At 44.1% G+C, this 12871-nt stretch carries 13 protein-coding genes; 11 read left to right on the top strand and 2 right to left on the bottom strand.

The genetic code is table 11. From position 1 onward, the window contains the following. The first annotated feature begins 17 nt into the window (after positions 1-17). The 5 genes from B3X18_RS09590 (at position 18) to B3X18_RS09570 (ending at position 5318) form a co-directional block, all read left to right on the top strand. Positions 18-914, top strand: coding sequence for an acetaldehyde dehydrogenase (acetylating) (locus B3X18_RS09590; protein WP_026443934.1), 897 nt, complete (start codon positions 18-20; stop codon positions 912-914). A 12-nt stretch (positions 915-926) separates the two neighbouring features. Beyond that, a complete protein-coding gene (gene dmpG / locus B3X18_RS09585) occupies positions 927-1946 on the top strand; it encodes a 4-hydroxy-2-oxovalerate aldolase (protein WP_005023198.1) in 1020 nt (339 codons plus the stop codon). Positions 1947-2049: 103 nt separating this feature from the next. Beyond that, entirely contained in the window at positions 2050-2508 is a 459-nt protein-coding gene (locus B3X18_RS09580; RefSeq protein ID WP_005023200.1) for a hypothetical protein, read from the top strand. 387 nt (positions 2509-2895) lie between these two features. Continuing rightward, entirely contained in the window at positions 2896-4188 is a 1293-nt protein-coding gene (locus tag B3X18_RS09575; RefSeq protein ID WP_005023202.1) for an OprD family outer membrane porin, read from the top strand. 272 nt (positions 4189-4460) lie between these two features. After that, on the top strand, positions 4461-5318 hold the full coding sequence (locus B3X18_RS09570; RefSeq protein ID WP_005023204.1) for an alpha/beta fold hydrolase: 858 nt from the start codon (positions 4461-4463) through the stop codon (positions 5316-5318). Positions 5319-5379: 61 nt separating this feature from the next. Here B3X18_RS09570 and B3X18_RS09565 read toward each other — a convergent pair whose 3' ends face one another. Further along, entirely contained in the window at positions 5380-6060 is a 681-nt protein-coding gene (locus B3X18_RS09565; protein ID WP_005023206.1) for a DUF1345 domain-containing protein, read from the bottom strand. 277 nt (positions 6061-6337) lie between these two features. Then, positions 6338-7243: a DNA-binding transcriptional regulator HcaR gene (gene hcaR / locus B3X18_RS09560; RefSeq protein ID WP_005016808.1), complete on the bottom strand. Its 906-nt coding sequence runs from the start codon at positions 7241-7243 to the stop codon at positions 6338-6340. Between the two features lie 269 nt (positions 7244-7512). Here hcaR and hcaE point away from each other — a divergent pair, with 269 nt between their 5' ends. The 6 genes from hcaE (at position 7513) to hcaD (ending at position 12800) form a co-directional block, all read left to right on the top strand. Then, positions 7513-8880, top strand: a complete 1368-nt coding sequence (hcaE, locus tag B3X18_RS09555; RefSeq protein WP_005023208.1) for a 3-phenylpropionate/cinnamic acid dioxygenase subunit alpha — start codon at positions 7513-7515, stop codon at positions 8878-8880. Continuing rightward, the gene (gene hcaF, locus B3X18_RS09550; RefSeq protein ID WP_005023210.1) at positions 8877-9395 is read left to right on the top strand and encodes a 3-phenylpropionate/cinnamic acid dioxygenase subunit beta; all 519 of its coding nucleotides are present in this window, start codon (positions 8877-8879) and stop codon (positions 9393-9395) included. Before hcaE ends, hcaF begins: the two co-directional genes overlap by 4 nt. Further along, positions 9395-9721, top strand: coding sequence for a 3-phenylpropionate/cinnamic acid dioxygenase ferredoxin subunit (gene hcaC, locus B3X18_RS09545; protein WP_005023212.1), 327 nt, complete (start codon positions 9395-9397; stop codon positions 9719-9721). Before hcaF ends, hcaC begins: the two co-directional genes overlap by 1 nt. 2 nt (positions 9722-9723) lie before the next feature. Further along, entirely contained in the window at positions 9724-10539 is an 816-nt protein-coding gene (gene hcaB, locus B3X18_RS09540) for a 3-phenylpropionate-dihydrodiol/cinnamic acid-dihydrodiol dehydrogenase (protein ID WP_017400696.1), read from the top strand. A gap of 65 nt (positions 10540-10604) precedes the next feature. Further along, positions 10605-11564 carry a 3-carboxyethylcatechol 2,3-dioxygenase gene (locus B3X18_RS09535; RefSeq protein ID WP_005023216.1) on the top strand — a complete coding sequence of 320 codons (960 nt, stop codon included), beginning with the start codon at positions 10605-10607 and terminating at the stop codon, positions 11562-11564. A gap of 12 nt (positions 11565-11576) precedes the next feature. Continuing rightward, complete coding sequence (gene hcaD, locus B3X18_RS09530; RefSeq protein ID WP_005023218.1) at positions 11577-12800, top strand: 3-phenylpropionate/cinnamic acid dioxygenase ferredoxin--NAD(+) reductase subunit; 1224 nt, start codon at positions 11577-11579, stop codon at positions 12798-12800. Positions 12801-12871 lie beyond the last annotated feature (71 nt).

Here is a 12871-nt window from a genome sequence, read left to right as displayed (position 1 = left end):
TTTGAGAGAGTACATTCATGAAAAAGATTAAATGTGCAATGATTGGTCCTGGGAATATTGGTACTGATTTGCTTTATAAACTGCAACGCAGCGAATGGTTGGAGCCAGTCTGGATGGTGGGAATCGACCCAACCTCTGAAGGTCTGGCACGTGCAGCGAAAATGGGTCTAAAAACCACGGCTGAAGGTGTCGATGGTCTGCTTCCTCACATAATCGAAGATGACATTAAGATTGCATTTGATGCCACTTCTGCTTATGTCCATGCTGAAAACAGTCGCAAGCTAAATGAACTTGGCGTACTAATGATTGACTTGACTCCGGCTGCAATTGGTCCGTTCTGTGTACCACCGGTCAACCTTGAGGCATTACTGGCTGCAGGTGAGGTGCCAAATGTTAATATGGTGACATGCGGCGGTCAGGCAACGATTCCGATGGTGGCGGCAGTGTCACGCGTTCAGCCTGTTGAATACGGTGAAATCATTGCGACTGTGTCGACCAAATCAGTTGGTCCGGGTACGCGTAAGAACATTGATGAGTTTACACGGACCACTGCGGGTGCAATCGAAAAGGTCGGCGGTGCAAAACAGGGTAAAGCCATCATTATTATTAATCCGGCCGAGCCACCTCTAATGATGCGTGACACAGTTCATTGTCTGGTTGAAGGCGAGCCAGATCAGGCTGCAATCACTGATTCAGTACATGCGATGATCAAGGACGTTCAGAAATACGTACCCGGTTATAAACTGGTAAATGGTCCGATATTTGATGGTAACCGCGTATCAATTTACTTAGAAGTAGAAGGTCTGGGTGACTTCCTGCCGAAATATGCAGGCAACCTGGATATTATGACTGCAGCAGCTGCACGTACAGCAGAAATGTTTGCAGAACACGTGTTTAAGACTGTTGAAGCTTAAAGGAATACCAAAATGTCTAAGATTATTGTTCATGATATGACTTTACGTGATGGTATGCATCCGCAGCGCCATCAGACTACTGTTGAACAAATGATTGCGATTTCAACAGCACTGGATGATGCTGGCGTACCTTTAATTGAAGTGACTCATGGTGACGGCCTGGGTGGTTCATCAGTGAACTATGGTTTTGCTGCCGCAACGGATGAAGAATATCTGTCTGCAGTTGTGCCACGGATGAAAAATGCAAAAATTTCTGCATTACTCCTGCCTGGTATTGGTACGGTTGACCATTTAAAAATGGCACATGAAATTGGTGTATCTACCATTCGTGTGGCGACTCACTGTACTGAAGCCGACTGCTCTGAACAGCACATTACAGCTGCACGTAAGCTAGAGATGGATACTGTCGGTTTCCTGATGCTTGCGCACATGGCAACTCCAGCACAACTGCTTGAAGAAGCAAAAAAAATGGTGTCTTATGGTGCAAACTGTATCTATGTAACGGACTCTGCGGGCTATATGCTGCCACAAGATGTCACTGACCGTGTAGCATGTTTGCGTGATGCACTTGATTCAGGCATCGAACTCGGTTTTCATGGTCACCATAACCTGGGTATGGGGGTTGCCAATACTGTGGCTGCGGTTGAAGCAGGCGCTGTTCGTGTAGACTTGGCATCTGCAGGTCTAGGTGCGGGTGCAGGTAATACACCACTTGAGCTATTTATTGCTGTTGCAAACCGTATGGGTATGGACACTGGTGTTGACCTGTTCAAAGTACAGGATGTGGCCGAAGATTTAGTGATCCCAATGATGCACAACCCGATCCGAGCCGACCGTGATGCGGCAACTTTAGGTTATGCTGGTGTTTACTCTTCATTCCTGTTGTTCGCTAAACGTGCTGAAGCGAAGTATGGTATTTCTGCGCGTGAAATCCTGATGGAACTTGGTCGCCGTGGTACCGTAGGCGGTCAGGAGGATATGATTGAAGACTTGGCACTCACCATGTCAAAAGCCAAAACAGCAAGTGTTTAAGCTTTAAAATAATCAGTTTAAAAAGCGTCCAGTTCGGACGCTTTTTTATTTAAAGCAATATCATATACACTGCTTCAATATATTCAATAAAACCAAAACAAGTATGAAGAAACTTCTGATTATATTTTTGCTGCTAAATTCCAGTATTATTTTCGCAAAAGTCCCGCAGTTCTCTGATTATCCTGCTCCAGTGTTTAAGGGTAAAAATGCGGCGATGCAACTGAATGAAAATACAAAAAATTATAGAACCCGTTTTGGCTATCTGAAAAATGAAAAGCCAAATTTTGCCGGACATTATGTTATTGACTTTTTTGGCTGCGGGACCAGCTGTATTATTGGAATTGCATTTAATGTGAGAAATGGTGCTACCCAGTTTTTACCTTCTGGTGCATTGACCGCATGTTATAAAGAAGCGAGCTTCACCGATTATGAAATCTATTACCGGGCGAATAGCCGTCTCTTTATTACTTCTGGCGGTTATGATAATGAGGAAGGCTGCTCTACCAAATACTTTATAGAGCAGAACGGCCAGTTTAAGCTCATTAAAACTCAGCCTTTTTGACTTAAAGCTAACGGGTCTATACAAAATCTGAGAACTGAAATATAGAAAATATCGTTCAGATTAAAGTTATTTCTTATAAGTATAATTTAGACATATTAAATCTGAATAAAATACTTAAACTTAAAAACACTTATAAAAATTATAATTTGAGAAAAATATCTGATTCTTCTGGGCAATATGCCAGTTAGTCAGGTTTTAAATCATATCTTAATATTTATCCAGAAAAATGGCTTATTGCTAAAAGCTCTTAAAGAATAATAAAAGATCATTATACTCTGTCTAAAAAATACTTTTTAATCAGAATCTTCATACTGTAGTCTGATTTTTTATCAGATTATTGTTCAGCATGATAGCGCCATTGCTTTACTTGATCAATGGATTTGAGCCATGCATTCCCACAACTTATGGATAGCACTTTTTGCTGCGGTAACAACCTCAGGAACTTCTATTACTCATGCAGATTTTACTGATAACAGTCAAGTTCAGCTAAAGCTGCGTAATTTTTATCTGGACCGCCAGATTAGCCAGCCTGATCTGAACAAGCCACAAGATTTTGGCAGCTGGTCACAGGGAATCACGCTGGACGCAAAATCAGGTTATTTGGAGTTAGGGAAAGCTCAGGTCGGCATAGACCTGCTGGCGCAATATGCATTGCGTCTGAGTAATGACCGTGGAGATAATGATTATATCATGCCTTATGATTATGCTAGCAAAAAGCAGGCCCGCGATAATTTCAAGCTAGGTATCACTCTTAAAGCCAAAGTTAGTAACACCGAATTGCGGATCGGAGAGATCCTGCCCATGACGCCAGTAGTCTACTTTGACCCTTCACGGCAACTGTTGACCACTTATCAGGGCATATGGCTTGAATCTAAAGATCTTGATAAAACCAAGATAACATTCGGTTATCTGGATGGTATTAATGCACGATATGAAAATCAGTTGCATGATTTTAAATTGTGGCCAAATGAACTGAATACAGAAAAAAACCAGATCAAAGCGGGAGACAGTCATGGCATGATCATAGCTGGGGTGGATTACCAGCTTAGCCCCGAGCTTGGGCTCAGTTATTTCTACGGAGACGTCACTGAAATCTATCGTCAGCATTATATTGGCGTCATGTATAACAAAAAACTAGACCAGCACAACCAGCTGGCGACCCATGTCCGCTATTTTGACAATCAGGAATCAGGAGAAGCACTATATGGCCAGATTGATAGTCAGGCTCTGTCATTAAAAGCTGCCTGGACTCATGGTTCGCATACATTAGATGCCGGTTATCAGCAAATGTTTGGTGAGCATGGTAGTCATGCTCCATTTTTTCCAACCTTGTCGGGTTGGGTCCCACAACCCTACTTGGCCAACTGGTCAGTGGCGAGTTTTATCCGTAAAGATGAAAAATCATGGAGTCTAGGATACAGCTATGATTTCAAAGAAGCTGGTGTACCCGGATTAACTGCAACAGTTCGCCACTATGAAGGCTGGAATATAGATAATGGCAACGGGACCCGGGGTAAAGAAGATGAGAATAATCTCATTATAGGTTATACAGTACCGGAAGGCAGGCTGAAGGGCTTAGGACTGCAATGGATGTATATTGATGTGAACTATGAGCAGATTCCAGGATTTATGGATCTGGAAGAACATCGTATAGCGACAACCTATACTTATAAGTTTTAGCCACAGAGACTTGCTAGAGGATGACTTGAAACAGGCCATCCTCTTTTTGTTTACGCTATAATGAAAATACAGAATCTTTAAATAAATAATGAAATTAATTTTATAAAAAACAAAAGTTTAAATTATCGTTTTTTTGTCATTTGTCATCGTTATTAAGTATCAGTCGGACTTTGCCGAACATGTAATATGAATAGGTAAAATCATCAAATTGAATCTTTTGACCTGTTTTATGAATGAAGCAAAAACAGGTTAAGGCTGTACGAGGAGTAAGTATGAGCACTGTACAAATCCCTGATTATAAAACGGACCCATTTTTTGGTTTGGAAGATAAGTGGATTGAGACGGCTGAAGGTGAGCTGACCCATTATCATGAGGTGGGTGAGGGAACACCTATTCTGTTTTTACATGGGTCGGGAACTGGTGTCTCTGCTGCTGCAAACTGGTGGTTAAACCTGCCCCAGCTTGGCGAGCAGGCGCGTTGTATAGCAATTGATACGATTGGTTATGGACAGACTGTAGTGGCACCGGGCACTCCATATGGTATTCGTGCCTGGGTGGACCATGCTATCCGTACTCTAGATGCACTGGGTATTGAAAAGACCTGGCTGGTAGGTAATTCACTTGGTGGCTGGCTGGCATTCCAGCTGGCGCTTGACTATCCGGAACGTGTGCTTGGAATCGTATCGATGGGCACAGGCGGTGCAAAACAGACAGCAGCACTTAAAGCGCATGCCAATCCGGTGCTGACCGAAGACGGAATCAAGAAAACCCTATCAATGTTTGTAGTCAACAAAGACCTGATTACCGATGAGCTGGTTAAGGTACGTTTTGCTTCTGCAAAAAATGATTATGCATCTGACCGTCTGATGGATGTTGTGGGCGCACGTGATCGTGACCGTTTCGAATTCCCGCTTGATTTCGAGAAAATGAAAAATATTACAGTTCCTGTACTGCTGATTCACGGGACGCAAGATGTGGTGATTCCAGTGTCACGGACTTGGGATATCCTGAATGTAGTACCAAATGCGGACGCACATATTTTTAGCCAGTGCGGTCACTGGTCACAGGTTGAAAAAGCTGATGAGTTTAATACCGTTGTTAAAAACTATCTCACGGCACATGGTGTTTAACCGGTATAGTATTTCACTTAAAAAGGATGGCTTTAGCCATCCTTTTTATGAGGTAAATTATTTAAGAACCGCCAAGTAAGCCTGAAGCAACGTTGATACAAATAGCTAGAATCACAGTATTAAAACCGAATGACAGCAAGGCATGTAAAGTATTTAACATGCGCATGCGCCGATTGGTGATTTCAATGTCAGCTGTCTGGGCGGCCGTACCCATAATATAGCTAAAGTGAATAAAGTCGGGATAGGTCGGACGTTCAGTTTCCGGAAAATTCAAGCCATCATTCTGGCCCCTGGAGCGGGCAAGATAAAAGTCATGAGCATAGTGCAGGGCAAATACACTATGCATTAATAACCAGGATGACATGATCGTTAAAAATGCCAGTAAAAGATGACCAAATTTGAGCCAGCCTGTTTTAGGCAAGTCTGAAAGTTGGGCTCCGATGGCGACCATACACATGATTAAAGCCATGATGACTAAAAGCAGAATAATCCATTTACTCTCATCTTGGCGTTTTGCCTGTTCTTGCATATCGCTATGATCTGCCTGCCACATGCGATAAGCCAGATTAGCCAGAAATAACCATATTGCTGTATTCCAGCCAATCAATAAATTGGTCGACCAAGACCAGGACGTTAACCAGAATAACAGCATACTTAATACTGCTGCTGTCAGAAAAGCCAGAAAAAATTGCGGACGATTTTTAATACCACTCATCAAAGAATGAAAAATACCGAACGTCATATATAACTCCAGTTTTTCAATTGGTTATTGTTATAACTTTAAGCTAGATTCAATTTACTATAGAGTCTGGTTCAGATATTAGACTTAAGTTGTAATTTATCATGAGAAAAATACAGCACTAAAATTTGGCTTTTTAAGATACGTGCTAAGTAGGCTGAAATAGTAAAAAAAGAGAGCTAGTACCTGAAAAAATATGGCTGGGTAGTTAAAAAACAGACCCTAATATTTTTTAAAAAAATAGTAGGGTAAAATGTATACGCATCAGTCAGGAAAAAAATTAGGCATCATTACGGTTAATATCGAGATAAAACACCTTGGTCAGCAGTTCAATAAATTTATGCGCAGTAACTAAAGCCGTGTCTTTACGATAGCTGACATATAAATCTAAAAAAGGCAGCTCTACACTGAGCGGTCGGATTACCGTATTTTCCATCATCAGTGGCGCAATATAACCCGGCAAAATTGTACAGCCAAGACCGATACCGATAGAATTAATATTAAACAGGATGTTATCTGCCTTTTGTATGATATTGAACTCAATACCGTTTTGTTTGGCAAAATCGAGAATCAGGTTATGCAGGGTAAGTGACTCTTCCGCAGCTGGAATTATAAAATCTATGCCATCAAGTGCTTTTACTGGAATACGCTCATATTTAGTGAGCGGATGATCTTTAGGCAATATGAAAATCAGGGGCTCACGCAGAACAAACTGGCTTTCAATTTCGTCATTCTGAAAGTTCTGCCGGGTAAAGGTAATGTCCAGTTCACCCTTCTTAATTAACCGCATCTGTTCATTGTTGTTAAGGCTGAGCAGTTCGATTTTAAGGTCCGGATTCTGAACCCTTAAGTTAGGTAGAACATAAGGGAATACTTTCATTTCAGCAACCGGAACAAAACCGATTCTGAGCATCTGCTGTTTGGCTTTAGAAACCTGACGCGCCATTGCTACGGCTTTATCTGCCTGCGCCAAGGTCAAACGCGCCTGTTCCAGAAAAACAGCGCCTTCTTCAGTCAGTTCAACTTTACGTTTGGTACGGTGTAACAGCTTGACGCCAACATCTTCTTCAAGGTCCTTGATCTGTTGGCTAAGAGAGGGCTGGGCGGTATACAGTTTTAAGGCTGCCTTACTAAAGTTCAGTTCTTCTGCAACTGTAATGAAATAGCGAAGGTGGCGTAATTCCATAAGACTAATCCAAAAAATGTCTTATTATAATTGGCGAAAAGTATAATCTATAAACAACTATCTCGTGAAGATTATTCTACTATTTAGAAAATAAATACTATTTGACAATATGCCCGAGTTTTACTATAGAAATTTTATCTCTTAATAATCTAAAAAATCTATTAATTAAAACAAAATAAATATTTCACTAAAAACGGTTAAAAAATCATTATCCCTGTCTAGTTGAGTCTAATAACTTTGGTTGACGCTCAGTCACAGGAGTGCTTTTCATGAGTCGCAAAATTGATGTGCGTGAAATCGATGCTTTGGTCGATGCACAAAATGGACGTATCTCGCCATCTATCTACACTGATCCGGATCTGTACGAATTGGAACTGGAACGCGTATTTGGGCGTACTTGGTTATTCCTTTGTCATGAAAGCCAGATACCTAAGGCGGGTGATTTTTTCAACACTTATATGGGTGAAGATCCAATCATTGTGGTACGTCAAAAAGACGGCTCAATCAAAGCATTATTAAACCAGTGTCGCCATCGTTCAATGCGTGTCAGTTTCGCTGATTGTGGTAATACCCGTGCATTTACCTGTCCGTATCATGGCTGGTCTTACGGTGTAGATGGTTCATTAAAAGATATTCCCCTGGAAGACCGTGCTTTTCCACAAGGTGCCTGTAAAGAAAAATGGGGTTTAATTGAAGTCAACCGTGTCGAGTCTTATAAAGGCCTGATCTTTGGCTGTTGGGATGAAACCACGCCTGATCTGGTGGACTACATGGGTGATATTGCCTGGTATCTGGATGGGGTGCTGGACCGTCGTCCGGGTGGTACAGAAATCATTGGCGGCGTACATAAATGGGAAATTGAATGTAACTGGAAATTTGCAGCGGAACAGTTTGCTTCTGACCAGTACCATGCACTGTTTTCGCATGCTTCTGCCATTCAGGTTCTGGGCGCAAAACCGGATGATGAAACTTCTAAGAAATTAGGCGCAGCACAGACTGCACGTCCAGTTTGGGAAACTGCGAAAGATGCTATCCAGTATGGCTCGCGTGGCCACGGTTCAGGCTTCTTCTTTACGGAAAAGCCAGATGCAAATGTATGGGTAGATGGTGAAGTCGCCAATTATTTCCGTGAAACCTATGAAGAGGTCAAAGAGCGTCTGGGTGAAGTACGTGCTTTACGTTTGGCGGGTCACAATAATATGTTCCCGACATTGTCATGGCTAAATGGTACAGCAACACTCCGTGTGTGGCATCCGCGTGGTCCAAATAAGACAGAAGTCTGGGCTTTCTGTATTGCTGATGCTGAAGCCTCTCAGGAAGTTAAAGAAGCATTTGAACGCTCTGCGACACGTGCATTTGGTCCGGCAGGTTTTCTTGAGCAGGATGACTCTGAGAACTGGATCGAAATCCAGAAAGTATTACGCGGCTATAAGGCCCGTAATAATCCGCTCATTATGAAAATGGGTCTGGGCAATGAAAAAGTTCGTGAAGATGGCATTCCGGGGATTATCAATTACATTTTCTCTGAAACTGCAGCACGTGGTTTATATCGCCGCTGGGCAGATCTGCTGATTCATGAAACATGGGAAGAAGTCGAGAAAGCCGCTGACGAATATGAGAAGGAGCTAATGAAATGAGTCAGATCAGTTTAGAACTTCATCATCAGATTAGCCAGTTTTTATACCGTGAAGCCAAAGCACTGGACGACTGGGATTTCCGTGCCTGGCTAGACATGCTGGCCGATGATATCTCTTATACGCTGCGTACGACTGCAAATGCGCAGACCCGTGACCGTCGCCGTTCGGTACAACCGCCAACCACTTGGGTTTTTAATGACACCAAAGACCTGCTGGAACGCCGGGTCGCACGTCTGGAAACCGGTATGGCTTGGGCTGAAGAGCCTCCATCACGTACTACCCACATGGTTTCAAATATTATTGTTGAGCCAACTGACGTAGAAGGTGAATACTATGTCTACGTTACTTATGTATTGTACCGTGCCCAGAAAGAAAAAGACGTGACGATTTATTGTGGCAAGCGTCATGACAAGATTCGCAAGGTTGAAGGTGGTCTTGGCTTCCAGATTTTCAACCGCAAGATCACGCTTGATCAAGCGACCTATACGTCACATAACCTGAGTGTATTCTTCTAATGAATAAGATTTTTGTTTGCCAGGTCGATGAGCTCGATGAAGGTGAAGCGCTAAAAGTAGACTGCGGCATAAATGGTATTGATGCCTTGGCAGTATTCAACAATGGCGGAGATTTCTTCGCCATGAACGACCGTTGTTCACATGGTAATGCTTCCATGTCAGAAGGTTATCTTGAAGATGACGGGACGGTAGAGTGTCCTCTGCATTCAGCCCGTTTCTGTCTAAAAACCGGTCAGGCACTATGCCTGCCGGCTACCGATCCGATTCAGACTTTTCCGGTAATGATTGAAGACGGTGCTTTATATGTAGAGATGGCAGGAGAGTAATCATGGGTTGGCTAAAAGGTGAAGTTGCACTGATCACTGGTGGCGGTTCAGGTCTGGGCTGGGCTTTAGTTGAGCGTTTTCTGGAAGAAGGCGCGCATGTGGGGGTATTACAACGTTCACAGTCTAAAGTAGATGCCCTAAAAGAACGGTTTGGTGACCAGATTGTGGCTGTCGCTGGTGATGTGGCCAACTATGAAGACAATGTCCGTGCTGTTCAGGCAACCGTAGAGCGATTTGGCAAGCTGGACTGCTTCATTGGTAATGCTGGCATCTGGGATCACTATGCCGATATCGTCAATACCTCTGGCGAGCAGCTGGATAAAGCCTTTGATGAAATTATGGGTATTAACACCAAGTCACTTATTCTAGGGGCCAAGGCTGCGTTGAATGAGCTGGTCAAAACTGAAGGGTCGATTGTTTTTACCCTGTCTAATTCTGCACTGTATTCAGCAGGTGGCGGCCCGGTTTATACCGCTTCCAAGCATGCTGGTGTGGGTATCATGAAAGAACTGGCTTATGAACTTGCACCTAAAGTTCGGGTCAATGCAGTGGCTCCCTCCGGTATGAATATCAATATCAAAGGTGCGGCGTCATTGGGACAGGAAAATATTGGGCTGCTGGATGCGCGTGATCCGGAAAAAATTGCTCGCGGTATGCCGCTTAACTTTTTGCCAGAACCTGAGGAAATGACAGGTTCTTACGTACTGCTGGCCTCTCGCCAGAATAACCGGCCATTGACTGGCGTCCTGATTAATGCCGAGTGTGGATTGGGAATTCGTGGCTTGCGTCAGCCACGTGCAGGCTTCTTCGATGAATAAAATCTTCCCATGCAGTAAAGGACTAAATGGCAGCCTGTTGGCTGCCTTGTGTTAAGGAGCGTCTTATGCCCGTTAAACTGATTTGTGCTTCACATAGCCCTTTAATGGAGTTTGCTTCTCCACAGGACAGTTCTCAGGAACAAAAAGTTCGTACCGTTTTTGCCAAGTTGTCTGAACAAGTCAAGGCTTATAATCCGACACTGATTATTGCTTTTGGCCCTGATCATTTTAATGGTTTCTTCTATGACCTGATGCCAAGTTTTTGTGTAGGTATCCGGGCCAGTGCAGCGGGAGACTGGAACTATGGTCCGGGCAAAATTGATGTACCAGAGCAGACCGCCCTGAGTCTGGTACGTTGTGTACTAAATGAAGGCGTCGATGTTGCCTACTCCTACCGTATGCAGGCTGATCATGGTGTCACGCAGCCACTGCATTTTTTATGTGATGGTCAACTCGACCGCTATCCTACCATTCCTGTATTTGTAAACGGAGCAGCCGCTCCGATGCCTACCCCTAAACGCACTGTAGCGCTTGGTCGGGCAATTGGCCAGTTTATCAAGTCACTGGATCTTGAGGCGGAGCGTGTACTGATTCTGGGTACAGGTGGTCTATCTCATGATCCGCCTACGCCGCAAATGGGCGCAGTACCCCCCGAAGTAGAAGAGTTTCTGATCGCCGGCCGTAACCCGACTGCTGAAGCACGTCAGGCACGCCAGGCCAAAATCATTGCAGTCGGTCAGAAGCTGGCAGCAGGAGATACTTCTGTGGCAGTGCCCCTGAATGCCAAGTGGGATCAGGCATTACTAGAAAAATTTGCCCAAGCGGACTTTGCCGCGCTAGAGGCTATGACCGAAGACGAGATCCGCCGTGAGGGTGGCCGTGGCGGTCAGGAAATCCGCTGCTGGATTGCAGCCTTTGCCGCTTTTGCCGAGCTGGGGCAGTACCAGATGACAACCCATGTCTATGAAGCTATCAGTGAGTGGATTGCAGGTTTCGGTATTGTTTCTGCTGAACTGAAAGATTAAGGAAACAGACAGATGAGCATTGAAACTATTGTTATTGTAGGAGCCGGTCAGGCAGGTGCGAGCGCTATCCTGGAACTTCGTGCCAATGGATACACAGGGAAAATCATACTGGTGGGTGATGAAGTTCATTTACCTTATGAACGCCCGCCTTTATCTAAAGATGTAATCTTGAAGCCTGAAGAAACCAAAGTTGAGATTCTTTCAGTGCAGAAGCTGGCAGAGCTAGGCGTTGAGGTCATCCGTGGCAATGCCGCAGTAAAAATTAATGCCGATACCCATCAGCTCACTCTGAAAAATGGTGAAGTACTTGGTTATGACAAGTTGTTACTGGCTACCGGTGGCGCGCCGCGCCGCTTGCCGGACCTTGATGCTTTAGGTAAACATGTTTATACCTTGCGTAATCTGGAAGACTCTCAGGCATTGGTGCCCGTATTGCAGCCCGAGCGCCGGATTATCTTGGTTGGTGGCGGTGTGATTGGTCTGGAACTGGCATCATCAGCGCGCTCTAAACATTGTCATGTAACTGTAATTGAAATGGGCCCTATGGTGATGGGTCGCTGCTCACCACGGTTACTCAGTGAGTTCTTGCTGGCCCAGCATCGTCAGGCCGGTATCGATATCCGTCTTGAAACCAGAATTGCAGGCTGTAGCCTGCAGGGTGAAGAGGTGGTGATTCAACTGGAAAATGGTGAAGAGCTACGTGCAGATGCAGTCATATATGGCATCGGCATTATCCCAAATGCGCGTCTGGCAGTTGAGGCTGGGCTGGACGTTGATTTTGCTGTAAAGGTGAATGAGAACTGCCAGACTTCTAATCCAGATATTTATGCAGCAGGGGATGTTGCTACCCAGCTTCGTGCAGATGGTCAGTATAGCCGGGTTGAAACCTGGGAAAATGCCAATCTGCAGGCAGGTATCTTTGCACGCCATGTGATGGGTATTGAACATTCTAAAGCAAATCCGGCCTGGTTTTGGACTGATCAGCTCGGTATCAATTTCCAGTTTGTCGGTGACATGAGCGCGGCAGAATGGCATGTGCGCGGTACTATGGATATTAGCCAGGGGCCTGCCTCATCTTTTATTCTGTACGGAGTCAGTAATGGAATTATTGTGGCTGGTATTACGGTCAATGCCGCTAAAGATATGCGCCATCTGAAAAAAATGATTAGCAAAGGTATCGCTTTTCATGCAGATACACACTTGGACCTTGCCCAAGAGCTACGTAAAATTGCCTAAATAAAACGGCTTTCTATTGAACAGACCTATAGTATGGACCCACTATAAGTCTGTTTTTTATTGGTAAAAAC

The organism is Acinetobacter sp. UBA6571, from assembly GCF_002434085.1.
Lineage (GTDB): Bacteria > Pseudomonadota > Gammaproteobacteria > Pseudomonadales > Moraxellaceae > Acinetobacter > Acinetobacter radioresistens.
The sequence above is the reverse complement of the archived record's forward strand: the minus strand, read 5'-3'. Positions and strand labels throughout refer to the sequence as shown.